Below are 17,308 nucleotides of genomic sequence, written 5' to 3' on the forward strand. Positions count from 1 at the left end.
ATACAAAGCCATTAAATATTGGAATTTAAAATAAATATGAAAACAAAACAGAACATTTTATTTTTAGCTGTATCATTCAGCCTTATTGCCACATTATCAGCTTGTACAGAGCCAACCAATAAGGTGGTAGATATCACCCCTGCTAAAGCAGAGGCTGTAACAAAACGGCCCAATGTGGTGATATTTTATGTAGATGACCTAGGTTATGGTGATATCAGTCGTTATGGAATGACAACCACCAATACCCCTAATGTGGATGCATTGGCAGCTGACGGCATTAGCTTTACCGACGCTCACAGCTCTGCGGCAACTTGTACTCCCTCTCGATATTCTATGCTCACCGGGCAATATGCGTTTCGCAATAATGCAGCAATTTTACCCGGTGATGCACCATTAATCATAGATCACACCAAGCCAACATTACCTAAAATGTTTCAAAAAGCAGGTTACAAAACTGCAGTAGTGGGTAAGTGGCATTTAGGCCTTGGGGATGGTTTTGTTGATTGGAATCACGATGTAAAACCAGGACCAATAGAATTAGGCTTTGATTACAGTTTTTTAATGCCAGCTACTGGTGACAGAGTACCTACCGTATATTTAGAAAATCATAATGTAGTGAATTTAGACCCGAATGACCCCATCACAGTGAGTTATGAAGGCCGCATTGGCAACAGACCAGTAGGTACTGAATCTCCAGAGTTATTAAAACAAACGGCAGATTTACAGCATAGCGCCACTATTGTTAACGGTATTAGCCGAATTGGTTGGATGGCCGGTGGTAAGTCAGCAGAATGGGTAGATGAAGATTTTCCTTTTGTATTTACCGACAAAGCGATTGATTTTATCCAACAAAATAAAGATCAGCCGTTCATGCTTTATTTTCCCTTTCACGATATTCATGTACCTCGTGTACCGAATAAAATGTTTGCCGGTAAATCAGGTATGGGGCCAAGGGGCGATGCAATTTTACAAATGGATTGGATGACTGGACGTATAGTTGATGAGCTAAAAGAACTAGGTTTATACGACAATACTCTGATTGTATTTTCCAGCGACAATGGCCCGGTGATGGATGATGGTTATAACGACCAAGCTGAAGAATTACGTGGTGAACACGATCCTGCCGGTGGCTTTAGAGGCGGTAAATACAGCGCTTATGAAGCTGGCACCCGGGTACCTATGATAGTCACTTACCCGAATGGATTAGTAAATAAAGGAGAAAGTACCGCTCTAATTAGTCATATCGATTTTTATAAATCTTTCGCTGCATTAATTGGCCAAAACATTGAAAAAGATGAAGCCATTGACAGCCAAAATGTACTGCCAGCTTTATTAGATAATCAAGCCAAAGGCCGTGACCTAATGTTAGAAGAATCCTTTACCCTGGCGATTCGACAAGGCAAGTGGAAATATATCGCCCCTTTCGATGGCACCACTCCCGGTTGGTTAGCCAATAAAACAGCAATTGAGAATGGCCTGCAATTAACACCACAATTGTTCGATTTATCTAACGATAGTCAGGAACAAAACAATATTGCTGATAAATTCCCAAATAAAGTAAAAGAGTTACATGCTCAACTAGAGGCCATTAAAACCTTAAATTAAGGCTTTACTCTGTCTCTGAGCTTTGTTGTTGGCCATCGTCACTGGCCAACAACAAAGCTATCCAATGCGTATCTTGGCTCGATTCTAAAGCAATTTTTACAATCATGGTTAATGGCACTGACAACAACATTCCTACTGTGCCTAACAACCAGCCCCAAAATATTAATGATAGAAACACCACTAAAGTAGACAAGCCTAATCCCCTGCCCATATATTTTGGTTCAATTACATTGCCCATCACCATATTCGACACCACAAAACCTAAGGCAGTTAAACCAGCACTCGCTGCGCCAAGTTGCACAAAAGCTAATAATACAGCGGGTACTGCAGCAATAATGGAACCTATATTAGGAATATAGTTAAGTAAAAAAGCCAATACCGCCCACAGTAAAAAGTGATCCACACCCAACACATAAAGCCATATACCAATAATTAACCCCGTGCCTAAACTCACTAAGGTTTTAATCGCTAAATAGTTTTTCACCGACACTAAAAACTTGTCAATTTGCTGCATTTTCATGCTTGGATCGTCTAAAGCAATATGTATTTTTTTCGGAATAGACTCAGCTTCAAACAACATAAAAACCACAATTAACAAGATCAACAAAAAGTTGGTTAACACGCCACCTAAACTAGATAATAAATTGGTGGCCATATTCATCGCAGCCCCAGGATCCAAATAAGACAATAATTGCTGTTTATCAACACTAATATTGAAGGCCTCTAATTTGCCTAATACCCAAGAAAACTCCTCAACCAATTGGGCTCTGTATTTAGGTATATTTTGACTAAATTCATTCATCGACTGCCCAACCAACCCAGCTAATACCAAGCCAAACAAAACAATGATCAAAATAACAAAGACCACAGCTAAAGCTCTAGGTAGTTTATACTGTTTGGCCCAACTAATAATTGGGCTACAAGCCATAGCGATAAATACAGATAATAAAAAAGGAACCACTATGGCACTTGCGGCTTTGATCCCTGCCAAAATGATGACGATTGAAGCGAGCACTAATAAAACTTTTACTGATGTTTGAGATTTGATTTGCATAGTATAATTCTGCATTAATTCCTTGTGAGCAAACTAACAGATCTGTATCGTGTTTTATAGCGCTGAATTAAAAGAAAAAACAAGGAAAAATAATGACGCTAAATCCCGCCACTATTCGGATTAAAAACTTAAGATTACGCACTTATATCGGTATCAACGAAGACGAAATAGTCAATATGCAAGACGTGATAGTCAACGTCAAAATGCACTACAAAGCAGACCAAGCAACCGATTCAGACAATATGGATGATGCATTAAATTACAAAACCATCACCAAAAGAATTATCCAGTTAGTAGAAAATAATCGATTTTCTTTATTAGAAAAATTAACCTCAGATGTATTAAATATAGCAGCAGAACATCCATGGGTTACTTACGCAGAAGCTGAAGTAGACAAGCCACATGCATTACGTTTTGCTGATTCTGTATCTTTATGCTTATCTTGCACCAAGCAATAGCTTACAATTCAACCAAATGTTTGGAATTTATCACAAGGACAGCAATTGAATATACTTATCACAGGTGGATCAGGATTAATTGGTTCCAATTTAATCCCACTTCTTAGACCTAGTAGCGTAGCCGTTTATACCCGAAATGTAGCTATGGCTGAAAAAATACTGGGTTATAAAATCCACTTCATTTCGAATTTAGATCAACTAGAAAATCTAAATGAATATGATGCTGTGGTAAATTTTGCAGGTGAACCCATTGCCGACAAAAAATGGACCACAGAACAAAAACAACTTATTGAACAGAGTCGTTGGGCTACCACAGAAAAAATTGTCGACTTAATAAAAGCCAGTGATAACCCACCTGAAGTATTAATTAGTGGCTCGGCTATCGGTTTTTATGGACGCCAAGACGATACCCCCATTGATGAATCATTTACTAAACCTCATTTTGAATTTAGTCACCAATTATGTGAACGTTGGGAGTTTTTAGCGAAACAGGCTGAATCAGATAAAACAAGGGTATGTATTCTTCGAACGGGGATCGTGATCAGTAAACGTGGTGGAGCACTGCAAAAAATGTTATTGCCATTCAAATTAGGTTTAGGTGGGCCAATTGGTGATGGGCAACAATACATGTCTTGGATCCACTTAGAAGACATGTTGCAAGGCATTGTTCACCTTATCAAAAACAAGAGTTGTCGCGGAATATATAATTTCACCGCTCCGACCCCTGTCACTAATGAAGAATTTAGCCAGCAGTTGGCGAATACATTACACCGCCCTTGTTTCTTAAGAATGCCCTCCGCTTTATTAAAAATGCTCTTGGGAGAAATGTCAGACTTACTTATTTATGGACAAAGAGTGATTCCGCAACGTCTACTCGACAGTGGCTATCAATTTGTCTATCCAGAATTATCAGAAGTATTTAACTGCGTTCAAAAAATCAGATAAAAACAAACACCCATTGATTAAGCAATGTGGTGTTTATTTTACTGAATGACTATTACACCATTTGTCTGAGCAAATGACTGGTATTTAACGACAACAAACGCCAGCAACCTAAAGCACCTAATATACCAACAACAATCGCTCCAGCTATTGGTGCAATCCCCCAATATTGCCAATGTAAACTAGCCGGCATCTGAAAGATTTGAGTTTGTAACATATACAGACTTAACTCATTGGCCAAAGCGGCCATCAGTCCAGCTACCAAACCAATAATCACAAATTCAAAAATCACGCTGGCCCTTATGAGTGTCCCTTTGGCACCTAAAGTACGCAATATAGCTAACTCTTGTTGCCTTTCATCCATACTGGCTTGTACTTGAGCAATTAAAACTAAGGAGCCAGCAGCCAAAACCAAGACCAAAATAAATTCAACTGCCAATGAAACTTGCTCAACAATAGAACGCAACTGATTAATCCGCGCATCAACATCAATCAAAGTCACATTAGCAAAAGGTTGCATCAATTTTGTTACATCAGACTTACGCTCTGTCGGTAAGTTAAAACTAGAGATGTAAGTAGGCGTATAGTGCTGTAGTGCTCTAGGTTCGATGACAAAATAGAAATTAGGCTGCATTGATTGCCAGTGCACATCTCTAAAACTGGTCACCTGAGTTTTCACCAATTCACTGCCTATATTGAAGGTCAGTTCATCACCTAATTGAATACCAATACGGTCAGCTAACTGCTCTTCAACAGATACTTGATAAGGCGAAGGATCATCTGCAGGTAAAGGTTTATTACCAAACCATTCACCAGCCACTACTTTACTGCCTTTTTGTAATTCATTGCTCCAGGTTAAGTTCGCCTCTCGCCCCAAACCTCTACGACCATTATTGTTTTCGTCTGGATCATCCTTAGATACAGCTGTACGCACTTTTTCGCCATTAATCGCGGCAAAACGGCCTCTCACAATAGGATAAAACTTTTTCACTTCGACTGAGTTTTCAGCAAAATGTTGCGCTAACGCAGGCTGTTGTTGCTGGCTAATATTCACCATAAAATAATTAGGTGTATCTGCAGGTAGCTGATCTTGCCATTGCTGTACCATATCGTTGCGCATAACTAAAACGATAAGCAATAACATTATGGTCACGGCAAAACTAATGAGTTGCACACTATTGTCCATGGCCCGTCTATGGATCCGAGCCCAAGCTAACTGCCAAGGACCCATTTTACCTTTACCCAATTTTCGCCCAGCCCAAATCAAGCCATAGGTCACAAACAATAAACCAATCACTAATGCCACACCTGAGGAAAATATAATGGCACTGACTTTCAAGTTTTGGCTGTAAGCCCACATCAACACAAAAATTGCGCCGCCCGAAGCAATAAACTGGATCACTCTAGAACTTAAATTGGCACCAAGATCGCGTCTTAATACCCGCAGCGGTGAGACCGAAAATAATTTTAACAATGGATATAAAGAAAATAATACAGCACAAACTGTGCCGGTAAATATAGCGATAACAAGAGGGCGCCAATGCCATGCATCCATAGACACATTAACAGTATCTGAAATAGCACTAACCACTAAAGACTGGATCACATAACCCAATATTGCTCCTATTGTGATGCCTAATGCCGTAATGAATAAAATTTGTAACAGATATATTTTTTGCACCATTCTTTTTGGTGCCCCTAATGTTTTAAGGATAGCCACAGGATCATAATGTCTTTGACTATAACGCTGAGCAGCAACCGCAATAGACACAGCAGCCAGTACAATGGCTAACAAGCTGGCCAATAAAAAATATTGCCCCGCTCGACCAACTGAGCGACCAATCGCTGAATTATCATCTTCAACTGAATCCCAATCATGGATCTCACTATCGAGTTGTGGTTTCAGCCAATCATAATAATCATCTAAGTCACCATTTGAGCCAGTGAAAAAATAGCTATAACCAATTCGACTGCCCGGCCCTTCAATATTAGTTGCAGCTAAATCCGCTCTTGGGATCAGTACTTTAGGATCACCACCAAATACATTGAAGCCAGCATCAGGGACTTCACTTAACACTTTGCTGACTGTAAATATTTTGTCACCAACTTCAATTTTATCGCCAATCACAATGGATAAAGTTTGAAATAATTGGGATTCAACCCAAGCTTGCCCTGTCGCAGGTAGCGACTCAGTCACTTGGCCTGGGCTAAAAGGTTTATCTGCTATCTTGACCTTACCTTTTAAAGGATAACCACTATCAGCAGCTCTTAAATCCACTAGGTCCATTTGCTCATTTGCAAACACCATAGAACGAGCATAAACCTGATGGGCCGTTTTTAAGCCCATGCTTTTAGCTTGTTCGATCCAGTTTAGGTCAATAGGTTTATCGGCATTTAATACTCTGTCAGCAGCGATAAATTCAGCACTTTTATCTGTCAAAGCTTGTTGTAAACGTTCACTAAATAAAGAAAGAGACAAAACCGAGGCCACAGACAAAATAATGGCCAATAAAATAATGGTTAATTCGCCGCGCCTTGTTTCGTGTCGAAAAAGTCGCCAAGCTAGACTAAAAGTATAATTTTTCATCAAATCACCCTGCTTTAGCGGCAAGATCTGCAGAGCTTGCTAACTCAGAAAAAACTTCAGTTAACACTCCTGCTTGCATATGCAACTGACGTTCACATTGATTAGCTAATGTTTGATCATGGGTGACTAATACCAAGGTGGTATTAGAATTTTGATTAAGTTCAAATAATAACTTTTCAATTTTGTCACTGTTAGCTGCATCTAAATTACCTGTGGGTTCATCAGCGAACAAAATTTTTGGCTGAGAAATAAAGGCTCTCGCAATCGCCACCCTTTGCTGTTCACCACCAGATAATTGATTGGGGTAATGATCTGCCCGGTGATCTAAGCCAACCTGTCTTAGAATTTTTTCAGCTCTTTGTTTAGCGTCATCATGCCCAGCAATTTCCGCTGGCAACATAATATTTTCGATAGCCGTTAAACTTTGCACCAACATAAAACTTTGAAAAATAAAGCCTACTTTAGCACCACGTAATTGTGCTCTTTGTTCCTCATCCATACTGTGCATGGCTTGGCCGTCTAAATAAATTTCTCCAGAACTGACTTCATCTAAACCAGCCAACAGACTTAATAATGTGGATTTACCGGAACCCGACGCACCCACTATGGCAATTGACTCACCAGCCTTGACATCAAAGCTAATAGGTTGAAGGATCTGTAATTCACCTTGTGTCGTATAAACTGTTTTACTGATACCCTTTGTACTAATCATATTTTTTGGAGTCATAGTGTTGTTTCTTATTACCAAGTCGTTACGAAATAAAATTTATTTAATACTGCTTCTTATACCCTTGTTAATGATTTCAGATCACTTACAAGCCAAACAAAAAACATTACTTATTCTAGGTGATAGCCTAAGTGCAGCTTATGGTCTAAAGCAAGAACAAGGTTGGGTAAGTTTGTTACAAAATGCGTGGCAGAATAAACCTATTACCATTATTAACGCAGCTATTAGTGGCGAGACCACTGATGGTGCGTTAGCTAGATTACCTCGACTAATTGAGCAACATCAACCCAGTCACATTTTTGTAGAATTGGGAGGCAACGACGGTCTGCAAGGGCACCCAATTACTAAGATGAAAAATAACTTAACTGAAATCATTCAATTTTCAAAAAAGAATGACATCACAGTTTTGTTACAACAAATGCAGATACCGACAAATTATGGCAAACGATACACTCGTATGTTTTCTGATACATATACTAATTTGGCTGAAGAAGAAGAAGTGATACTACTACCTTTTTTCTTAGAAAACATAGCGTTAGATAAAAATCTTATGCAAAAAGATGGCATACATCCCACAGCTGAAGCCCAAGAAATCATAGCAAAAGACATGCAACAAAGACTAGGTACAATGATATTACCCTAGCAGAATGCATGATAAACAACTAGACTCTGTGTACAGATTAAATTTGATAAGGAGTTAAGGTATGGATGTAGGTTCAGCTGGCGCTGGCTCAATTGCCCAAAATGTGCCGACTCAAACAGGCTCACAACCACAAGTGGTGCAAGCCGAAAAGCAGCAAGAAACGTTAACATCAAATTCTACTAATGAAAATGCACCACAAGATGGTGAAAGAGTAGGTTCACAAATTAATATTAGCGTATAAGTTTTGCAGTTAAGTAATAATAAAAACCTGAGCTCGAATGAGTTCAGGTTTTTTAGTTTTTAGTGGATTGGCATTTCACTAAAAGTCGTGTTGGCTATGGTACAAGTCAAACTCAGGTAATACCTTGTTAAGCTGGTCTCGCTCAAGTCGGTGAGCCTCAGAGACTTTCGACCAATCAGTAATTTTATCAAAACTAATCAAATCGTCCGGTGTATTTTCCACATCCCACCAAGTGTCAGTTCCGTCTTTAAGTACTTTGTCTCCGCGGATCAGTTGTAAATCCTTCTTATATGCGTATATCCAATCCCTATGCTTACTTTTATTGGTGGTCAAAAATGGCCATAGACTTTCACCATTTATAACGTAATCACTAGGTAAATTACCCCCCATAATATCTGCCAGTGTAGGTAAAATATCTGCCATAGAAGCCAATACAGGTTGTTTGCCTTTTTTAGTCATTTCCACGCCTGGCGCATATATAATTAAGGGGACATGTGTACCCTTTTGTCTGTCATCACTGCCTTTTCCATATTTGCTCGTGCCATTATCAGAAGCAAAAATAAGAATGGTGTCGTTCTCAATCCCCATCGCTTTTAACTTTTCTAGATATTGCCAAATCTGATAATCCAAATACTCTACATGATATTTCATTCCCGCTGGCGTTACCGTACCATGGGTGTTGTACACGCCATTTTTGCCTGTAATATTTGGCTGAACACGTGTGTACTTTTCGCCGTCCCACTTAATTTTAGGTGTGCCTGGCCAAGTGTTACCTGATTCAGGAAACAAGAAATCAAACATTCCGTGTCCCAGATGAGTTGTGTGGTAAACAAAAAACGGTTTGTGTTGAGCATGTTGGCGATCCATAAAATCAAAAATATAGTTCAGCTCAATATCAGGACCGTAGGTGTTAATACTGTAATCTTTTTTACCTTCCTCAGTATTTGGCCACCACTCATACGTCGTTTTACTGCTAGGGTGATTCATCAGGGCAATACTAGGCTTAAATAACCAAGTGGTTCGAACAAATGTATTCACCTCTTTGCCTGTAACTTGGTTGATAGCCATTTGGCCTTTACCTACTCCCACTTGTTTTTTAGGTTTTTTCTTTAGCTTTGCCAAAGCTTGCTGTTTTGCCTTTTTTTCTTGTTGGGTCATGTCACGGGCGACGACATTAAAATCTGTGTAAGGATTTTTAGCTAACTTTCCAAGGTGTTCCAATTCGGTTCCAGCTGAGAATAAGCCTTCGTCAAAACCGAATTTGGTTAAATCAGCATCTTTCATCTGGGTTTTACCTGACCACATAGTGGCGTATCCCGCTTCTTTAGCAATATGACCAATTAACTTAGGTGAGCTTTGATACAACTCGACAGTTTTACCTTTGTTATTATTCTCACCTGTAAAACTTTTTCCATAATCGCCGTTATGCCACCACTTATGAATATGAGCAAAACGCCCAGTCATCATCATGGCGCGGCTAGGAGAACAAATAGTCGCAGCCCATGCATTATCGATCTGAACCCCCTCTTCTACCAATTGGTCTAATACCGGCGTTGCCGCACGATATTGATGATCAGATCCTGTTTTTCCTTTTTTACCTGACCATTGTGCACTACCGTAGCTTGGAAATTCCCTAGCACTAATGTCATCACTATAAATAACAATTACATTTGGCTTCTGCTTTACATTATTATCAGCCATAACACTGGCACTAAAAGCACAAGCCAACAATCCAGATATTCTTATCACTTCAACTAACTTTTGTTTTGAGATGAAATTCATCCACCCTCCAATTTATATACAAATTAACAATTTTATATAAAAACATTACCACAATTAATCAAATAGCCAGAGCTAGCCTGTGTAAAGGATCTGTAAATGCACATGTCACGGTAAATCTTTTCGAAAACTATCTTTTGTCACATCCTTTAAGATTGAAGAAATGTGAGCCTCAAGGCTGAGAGAACGATTTGTATTGCCAAAGTGAAACGTAAACTTAAAAACATACGTTGCTATTATAGAATCAAGATGTTTTTATGGCTATACTGATAACAATTTACAATAAACACTCATCTACAATAGGATAAATTTATGGCCTACCCTAGGGTTCTGTTACTTTTAAGCTGTTTTTTTGTGCTCAATGCCCACGTGAATGCACAACAGGATAATCAAAAACGACAAGTATTCCCCCACACAATGCCTGACAAAAAACCTGATTTTCCTCTAAGTGCAGCCATGGATAGAATGTTTGACTACCCTGCCCCGCGGGTACAAGACAACGAACTTTACAGTCAATTCAGGTTTACCAGACCAGAAGGTTTTGATTACAACGGCGGTGACGGTACTATTTCACGTCGCGATCCTACTCGGCCTATTTTGGTAGACGGGAAATATTACGTTTGGTACACCAAACGCCATACCAAAACGCCCCCCATCGGATCTAGAAATGCAGCTCAAGCTACAGACGAAATCCCTTCTACAGATTGGGATTTGGCCGATTTATGGTATGCCACTAGTAGCGATGGATTTACCTGGCAAGAACAAGGTGTGGCAGTGCCACGACCTGCTAAACCTCATCCGGGATCACGCTCGGTGGCTACCCCAGACATTCTAGTATGGGAAGGAAAATACTATTTATATTATCAAGCATTCGATGAGCCTAGTGGCTTAAATGGCGACTTATGTGTGGTCACAGCCTCGGTTGCCGATTCACCCAATGGCCCTTGGCAGCCTGTGCACAAAACCATTATAGGACCAGGACCACAAGGTGATTGGGATCAAAACTTGATCCACGATCCTATGCCCATAGTCTATAAGGGCAAGATCTACTTGTACTTTAAATCAACCTACAACAAATGGCCTGATAACCGTAAAAATTACGCGGTTGCCCATGGCTTAGCCATTGCAGAACACCCTTTAGGTCCATTCAAAAAGCACCCAATGAACCCTATTTCGAACTCGGGCCACGAAGCTATGTATTTTCCTTACAAAGAAGGGGTTGCCACTGTCATCACCACTGATGGTAATGAACGTAACACAGTACAATATGCTGAAGATGGAGTGAATTTTAATATTGCCTCTGTCATTTCCTTTCCTCCTCACGCTGGTGCGCCTTATACCCCTGATGCCTTCACCAATACATCTTATGGTCGCGGCATATCTTGGGGACTTAACTTCTTCTATGAAGGTGGAAAAGGTAAACAATATTCAGTGCTAAGTCGATTTGATACAGACCTTAGCTTAGATGTTAATGAGACTGAATTAAAACAAACTTGGATGGGTTTAAACTCTAACTTTTACTTCAGTAGAGGGCTAAACAAGGAGCAAAAACAAAGAGCTATACAGCGCGCTATTAAGCAATAAATTAGTGTAAAATACTGATAACAAATTACCTCAAGCTATAGAGAGAAAAAGTTATCAATACTGACGTTAATATTTGTTTTAGGTTTTTGCAGCTAGATAAATTTCAAGCTTATACTTTACCCCGTGAAATAGCGGGGTCTACATTTTATTTAGATGAAAACAAAAACTGTTATGTAGGTGAAGTACCTATTAACCAAGACACCTTCGAAGATATTAATAATTTTTATGTGCGACAAAGAATTAATATCGACACCTGCGATATTCTTGTCTCAGTCAGCTCAAATGAAAACCAAGGTATTACCAGCGCTCCCACTATAGTCAATCGCATGTTGAAATATCTAGATTGCAAAATTAGCTTTTCTTATATAGTCATCTAAAGAAAAATGATGAAATGATACGTAGCTCACAAGTCAACTTGGTCATTAAGGGCTTGGATCTGCGCACAAATTACAGGCATAACAGTAGAACTTTACTATTTGCCGCTACAGGGTACCAATTTTAAATGAGTCTGTTGCCAATGTATAAAACCTGTCGATTATTATTACTCTGTTTAACTGTTAGTTTACTGTCTGTCCCGCTAACCCAAGGCCAAGTTCTCAAGCCGATAAAGTCAGTGCCGCAAGCAGGTAAAACCATTGCTCTAACCTTTGACGACGGCATAGCGCCAGTCATCCATAAACAAATACTTGATATACTTAAACAAGAACAAGTACCGGCAACCTTCTTTTTAATTGGTAATAACACCAATGAACTGCAACTGATTCAACGGGCCATAAAAGAAGGCCATGAAATTGGAAATCATTCCATGAGCCACCCTGTGCTTCCCTCTTTATCAGATGCACAAATACTTGAAGAAATCCAAGGGTTTCAAACCATCATGCAAGACAAATTTAATTATCAAACAAAAGTGTTTCGTGCGCCTAAGCTGCGCTACGATAAACGTGTGATGAAAATATTAACCGCACTCAATTTGGTGCCAATCAATGCCACTGTTGGTACTAGAGATTTTGCCGTTGAAACCACTCGAGAGTATATTTTAAACACGGCGACCCAATCACCCAAATTGACAGATGGTTCAATTATTCTGTTACATGAAGTGCAAAAAACAGCAGACGTATTGCCAGCTATCATCAAGTACTATAAACAAGCTGGCTATACCTTTATGACAGTGTCACAAATGCTGGCGATAGAATAAGGTTGATAGTCTCAGGAACAATCACTTAAAATAACAAAGTGATTTTTCCTAGTATTGTTGAGTGAAATATATACAGCAAAGATCAACAACCCCTAGCAATTAATTTTTAGCCGTAAAAAATAGCTGACATAGCTTAATCATTTTTTAACCATGATGTTTCGCCATTTAAACAACCACTCCTCCAACCTGTAGCCGACATTTTCGTTTAAGGATCGGGGGCTATACATTCTAAGGCGCTGAAGACAACAGCAGCGAGTAACATTAGACTCGCCTTTTAGATATGATTTATTGATGATTTATTGAAATGAACCCAAAAAATCTTTAGCACTTGGTACCCAAGCTCGATTGTATTTTTGTACACCTGTATATTTGAAAAAGTTAACTTTACTTTGAGGAGCGATGGATTTTCCTCTTTTGTTAAGGGCGGCAGCAGAAGTATCAGGCCATTTACCCGAATCAATACGTTCTAGTACTACCTCAATACTGGTCACTAATTCAGCAAGACTAAAAGTACAGTGGCCCCAATTGTTTACATAAGCCGTGCGGAAAAAATCAGAATAACCATTTTTGACCACTAAGTCTTCGTAACCTTGGATTAGACTGGCGTAGACTAAACCATCACCCGCTGTATTCATGCGCAACATGGGTACTTTGGGCTTACCAATATGGGTACGTCCTGGAGCACTCCACCATTTTATCGCTTCGGGATCAGCAGCGACTCGCTCAAAAGCATTTATTTTAGCTAAGTCACTTTCTAAGCTCCCATTGGCATTTTCATATAAAGCTTCGACCGCTTTTTTATAAAGTTTAGCTCCGTTGTTATAAGACTCTTTGTAATCTACTCCAACGTTCGATTTTAACTGCCCTGGTGCGGCGAGTTCTAACATAGTGGTACCGCCTGTACCTTTCATAGGTACTAAACGGACAATGCTTTGGTACATACTATTTTGTAGCGCTTCAATATCAGTTGGATCAGGCTTTTCCACTGGAGCCTGCCCCTTACCACCCCATGCAGGCCATTGGCCTATTGTGATAGCTAATGCAATTCGTGCTCGCCCTTCTGGCGTTTGTTGGGCGTCATCAATTGCTTTAATCCATTTTTTACCTAAAGCATCTAATTCTTCTCGGCTATAAGCACCCAGATCTGCAATAGGTAAATCAGGAGCAATTAAGGCTTTTAAGACAAACATGCCATCCAAGTGGGTATTGGCCAACCAATGACTAGTTGAAGCGCACATGGCAATGGCTCCGTCGATTCTATCAGGATGAATTTCTGCCATACCCAAAGTGACTGTGCCGCCCCCCGAACACCCCATTTGAATAATGGTTTTAGCTTTACCAAAAGATTCTTCGAATATATCAAAAATGGTAATAAAATCATGAATTTCATGAGCAGGGTCGTAGTTTTGAAAACGCCCTTTTCGACGTTTAGTGCCCGACAAAGCGTAACCATGATCGAGTAAATACATACTTTTAACTGAATCAGCCCCCTTTATATAATCAAAATCGTTAATTAATACGCCATTCCAGTTTTCTGGCACGCGGATCATATACTCGGTTTTTCGTATAGGCAGTTCGCCTTTAATCTCTTTAAATTTAACCGTTGACTCGGCGGCTGCACTTGACTTAGTTAAAAATCCAAGCAATAAACCCATAGTGATGATAAAAATTATGTTTGCTATTTTCATGCTATTCCTTATTTATGCCGAGAAGCATATTTTTAACAGGCCTCGATATTTAACAATCTAAGCGACTTACAGAAAAGCAGAAGTGGGTAATCGACTTCTGCTTTTTTTGTACCTGTAAGTAAGTCGTAAATCTCTTTTAGTCGATCACCACTTTTTCCACTTTTTTAGCTTTTTCTACTAATTCTTGATGTAAATCTTTATAGAAATTCAACCGCACTTTTTGGTATTGCCCTGCATCCAACAAAACGTTGTTAGTATTATTGTCATTCCAATTATTCCAAAGCTTAGCTAACTCTTTACGCTTAGCAGGGTTGTTTTGCAGAATATTGTTTTTCTCGTATGGATCATTTTCCATATCGTACAGTTCAATACCTTGATCTTTGGCATTCATCAAATATTTAGCATCTAATGTGCGTACTGCCCATTGTGTCGCCTCTCGGCGCCAAAATAGCGCATCATGTGGTGATCCTTGCTTTTCTCCATTGACATAAGGGATCAGGTTTTTACCTTCAAGTTTATGACCAGAGGTATCTCCCTTACCTAAAGCAACAGCAGTCGCAGCGATATCTAGAGACGACACTAAACCGTCAAATTCTCCTGATTTTTTAATACCTGCGGGCCAGTGCACAATAAACGGCACGTGTGAGCCCCCTTCACGCATGCTGCCTTTACCATCGCGAAATTTACCACTATCACTAAATAGCTTGCCTTTACTCTTCTTTTTGTAATCCATACCCGCTAGAGGCGCAGCCGCTCCGTTGTCTGATAAAAAGAATATAAGTGTATTATCAAACTTACCCGAAGCTTTTAACGAATCTACAACCATGCCTATACCTCTATCCATTTCATCTACCATAGCTGCATATATTTGACGGGTTTTGTTTTTGATATGGCTATATTTTTTGATAGTTTCGGCTGGCGCTTCTAAAGGTAAGTGCGGTGCGTTATATGCCAAATAAAGCATAAACGGCTTGTCTGCTTGTGAAACAAATTTAGCAGCATCGCGGCTTAACTGAGTGGTTAAGTACTCGGTAAACTCAGCAGTATTGTCGTTGCGTTGTAATGGCCAAATACTACCTTCGTTGGCAGAGTAATGCGTTTGGCTTGGATTTTTTTCTGACCAAAGAGGCGTAGTTGTGGTGACGTTTTTAGGAAAATAAGTATGTCCACCGGCTAAGAAACCAAAGAAATAATCAAATCCACGATTGTGAGGATGATACTTTTGATTACCACCTAAATGCCATTTGCCAATAATTCCCGTGTTATAACCTGCCTTCTGCAGGCGAGTGGCAAAAGTTTGCTCGGTTAAAGGCAAACCACTAAATTCATCATAAAAAGAATTGGTGACGTTAATTTCCATACCAAAACGAGCTTGATACCGGCCAGTAATCAACCCAGCACGAGAAGGCCCACATACAGGGTGTGTCACATAACCATTGGTCATTTTTACGCCATTGTTAGCCAATGCATCTAGGTTTGGAGTAAAAATATCTTTAGCCCCGGTAAAACCTAAATCGGCATAACCTAGATCGTCTGCCATAATCACCAAAATATTCGGACGAGTATCGGTTGCTGCAAAACTGGCAGTGCTAATAAATGTTGTCAGGCACAAAACTGAAAACAGTTTAGTTGCTAAATTAATCATATTTTACCCCCAAGATAAATTTCTTATATAAAAAAAGTAAATTAAATATAAATCATTAAAAGTAACTATCAATAATTTTTACATTCCTTTACATTGTGCATCAGCTCACTAACTCGCTTGGAGGATAAATGAAATTCGGAATTAACTTTTTGTTATGGACAACACATGTTGCAGAACAACATTTTCACTTATTTCCATTACTCAAAAAAGCCGGTTTTGATGGTGTTGAAATACCTTTAACTATTGGTAACACCGCTCATTACCAAAAAATACAACAAGTATTAGCTGATGAAGGTTTAGCCTGTACTACAACCTCAAATTGCTGCCCAGACAAAAACCTCATTTCTACTGATGCTAAAATCAGGCAAGCAGGCCTAGATCATTTAAAGTGGGCGATTAACTGTAATCAAGCCTTAGGCAGTCAAATATTAGGCGGACCTATTCATTCCTCCCCAGGAGTTTTTAGCGGTATGGCAGCAAGTATTCAAGAACAAGACTGGTGTATAGAAAACCTGACTAAAGCAGCCAGTTACGCAGAAGCAGCCAATGTCACACTTTGCCTAGAATTTTTAAATCGATTTGAATGTTACTTGATGAATACCACCGCTCAAGCCAAATTTATTGCCGATAGGGTTAACTCCCCTTTTGTGGGTATTCATTACGACACTCACCATGCTCATCTAGAAGAGTCAAACCTTACAACAGCAATTCAAACGGGTGCTAGTAGTATCAAGCATGTGCATTTCTCCGAAAGCCACCGAGGAATGTTAGGCCAAGGATTAGTAGATTGGCAGACTAACGTGCATGCGTTGAAAAGTATTGGATACGATGGCTGGGTAACAATCGAAGCTTTCACAAATAAAGTAGAAGGACTAGCCAGTGCATTACATATCACCCGCCCATTAATTGACAACGAATTAGATGCTGCTGTTGGTGGCCTTAAGTTGATACGCGGCTTATTTAATAATTGATAAATACCAATCCACATTGATAGTTGATCTCTCAGAATGCATTCCGCGGCTTTAGAACAAGGCGTCGGTGTACTTCAGGCATCCTGCCTTTCGCTAAAGCGAGCAAAAGTGTTCCAGACATTTTTGTGTAGGAATGGTTGCTCGCTTTTAAATACCGAAAACGCAGGGCCCCAGCCGCTGGGGCATTCC

Annotated in this window: 15 protein-coding genes; 9 read left to right on the top strand and 6 right to left on the bottom strand. The window is 39.6% G+C overall.

The window, feature by feature from the left end; genetic code table 11:
* Positions 1 to 36 precede the first annotated feature (36 nt).
* Positions 37 to 1,605: an arylsulfatase gene (locus GQR87_RS14345; protein WP_158970461.1), complete on the top strand. Its 1,569-nt coding sequence runs from the start codon at positions 37 to 39 to the stop codon at positions 1,603 to 1,605.
* A gap of 4 nt (positions 1,606 to 1,609) precedes the next feature.
* Here GQR87_RS14345 and GQR87_RS14350 read toward each other — a convergent pair whose 3' ends face one another.
* Positions 1,610 to 2,659: an AI-2E family transporter gene (locus GQR87_RS14350; RefSeq protein ID WP_158970463.1), complete on the bottom strand. Its 1,050-nt coding sequence runs from the start codon at positions 2,657 to 2,659 to the stop codon at positions 1,610 to 1,612.
* 92 nt (positions 2,660 to 2,751) lie between these two features.
* On the opposite strand from GQR87_RS14350, the gene folX reads away from it, so the two are divergent.
* Together folX and GQR87_RS14360 are read left to right on the top strand one after the other, a co-directional pair.
* Entirely contained in the window at positions 2,752 to 3,117 is a 366-nt protein-coding gene (gene folX, locus GQR87_RS14355) for a dihydroneopterin triphosphate 2'-epimerase (protein WP_158970465.1), read from the top strand.
* Between the two features lie 45 nt (positions 3,118 to 3,162).
* A complete protein-coding gene (locus GQR87_RS14360) occupies positions 3,163 to 4,062 on the top strand; it encodes a TIGR01777 family oxidoreductase (protein WP_158970467.1) in 900 nt (299 codons plus the stop codon).
* Between the two features lie 52 nt (positions 4,063 to 4,114).
* Here GQR87_RS14360 and GQR87_RS14365 read toward each other — a convergent pair whose 3' ends face one another.
* Both GQR87_RS14365 and GQR87_RS14370 read right to left on the bottom strand, forming a co-directional pair.
* Entirely contained in the window at positions 4,115 to 6,646 is a 2,532-nt protein-coding gene (locus GQR87_RS14365) for an ABC transporter permease (protein WP_158970469.1), read from the bottom strand.
* 4 nt (positions 6,647 to 6,650) lie between these two features.
* A complete protein-coding gene (locus GQR87_RS14370; protein ID WP_158970471.1) occupies positions 6,651 to 7,373 on the bottom strand; it encodes an ABC transporter ATP-binding protein in 723 nt (240 codons plus the stop codon).
* A gap of 70 nt (positions 7,374 to 7,443) precedes the next feature.
* Here GQR87_RS14370 and GQR87_RS14375 point away from each other — a divergent pair, with 70 nt between their 5' ends.
* On the top strand, positions 7,444 to 8,016 hold the full coding sequence (locus GQR87_RS14375; RefSeq protein ID WP_370459638.1) for an arylesterase: 573 nt from the start codon (positions 7,444 to 7,446) through the stop codon (positions 8,014 to 8,016).
* Between the two features lie 61 nt (positions 8,017 to 8,077).
* Entirely contained in the window at positions 8,078 to 8,257 is a 180-nt protein-coding gene (locus GQR87_RS14380) for a hypothetical protein (protein WP_158970475.1), read from the top strand.
* A gap of 78 nt (positions 8,258 to 8,335) precedes the next feature.
* On the opposite strand, the gene GQR87_RS14385 is transcribed toward GQR87_RS14380, so the two are convergent.
* Positions 8,336 to 10,039 (bottom strand): sulfatase-like hydrolase/transferase, encoded by a 1,704-nt coding sequence (locus tag GQR87_RS14385; RefSeq protein WP_233267275.1) that lies wholly within the window; start codon positions 10,037 to 10,039, stop codon positions 8,336 to 8,338.
* A gap of 309 nt (positions 10,040 to 10,348) precedes the next feature.
* Here GQR87_RS14385 and GQR87_RS14390 point away from each other — a divergent pair, with 309 nt between their 5' ends.
* The 3 genes from GQR87_RS14390 to GQR87_RS14400 all read left to right on the top strand — a co-directional run bounded on the left by GQR87_RS14390 (position 10,349) and on the right by GQR87_RS14400 (position 12,815).
* The gene (locus GQR87_RS14390) at positions 10,349 to 11,620 is read left to right on the top strand and encodes a family 43 glycosylhydrolase (RefSeq protein WP_158970477.1); all 1,272 of its coding nucleotides are present in this window, start codon (positions 10,349 to 10,351) and stop codon (positions 11,618 to 11,620) included.
* A gap of 86 nt (positions 11,621 to 11,706) precedes the next feature.
* On the top strand, positions 11,707 to 11,997 hold the full coding sequence (locus tag GQR87_RS14395; RefSeq protein WP_158970479.1) for a hypothetical protein: 291 nt from the start codon (positions 11,707 to 11,709) through the stop codon (positions 11,995 to 11,997).
* Positions 11,998 to 12,122: 125 nt separating this feature from the next.
* Positions 12,123 to 12,815 (top strand): polysaccharide deacetylase family protein, encoded by a 693-nt coding sequence (locus GQR87_RS14400; RefSeq protein ID WP_158970481.1) that lies wholly within the window; start codon positions 12,123 to 12,125, stop codon positions 12,813 to 12,815.
* Positions 12,816 to 13,111: 296 nt separating this feature from the next.
* Here the strand turns inward: GQR87_RS14400 and GQR87_RS14405 are convergent, their stop codons facing one another.
* Together GQR87_RS14405 and GQR87_RS14410 are read right to left on the bottom strand one after the other, a co-directional pair.
* Positions 13,112 to 14,503, bottom strand: a complete 1,392-nt coding sequence (locus GQR87_RS14405) for a S9 family peptidase (RefSeq protein ID WP_158970483.1) — start codon at positions 14,501 to 14,503, stop codon at positions 13,112 to 13,114.
* 136 nt (positions 14,504 to 14,639) lie between these two features.
* Positions 14,640 to 16,148 (bottom strand): sulfatase, encoded by a 1,509-nt coding sequence (locus tag GQR87_RS14410; protein ID WP_158970485.1) that lies wholly within the window; start codon positions 16,146 to 16,148, stop codon positions 14,640 to 14,642.
* A gap of 128 nt (positions 16,149 to 16,276) precedes the next feature.
* Here GQR87_RS14410 and GQR87_RS14415 point away from each other — a divergent pair, with 128 nt between their 5' ends.
* Positions 16,277 to 17,119, top strand: a complete 843-nt coding sequence (locus GQR87_RS14415) for a sugar phosphate isomerase/epimerase (RefSeq protein ID WP_158970487.1) — start codon at positions 16,277 to 16,279, stop codon at positions 17,117 to 17,119.
* Positions 17,120 to 17,308: the final 189 nt, after the last annotated feature.

Origin of the sequence: Paraglaciecola sp. L3A3 (assembly GCF_009796765.1) — a bacterium.
Classification (GTDB): domain Bacteria; phylum Pseudomonadota; class Gammaproteobacteria; order Enterobacterales; family Alteromonadaceae; genus Paraglaciecola.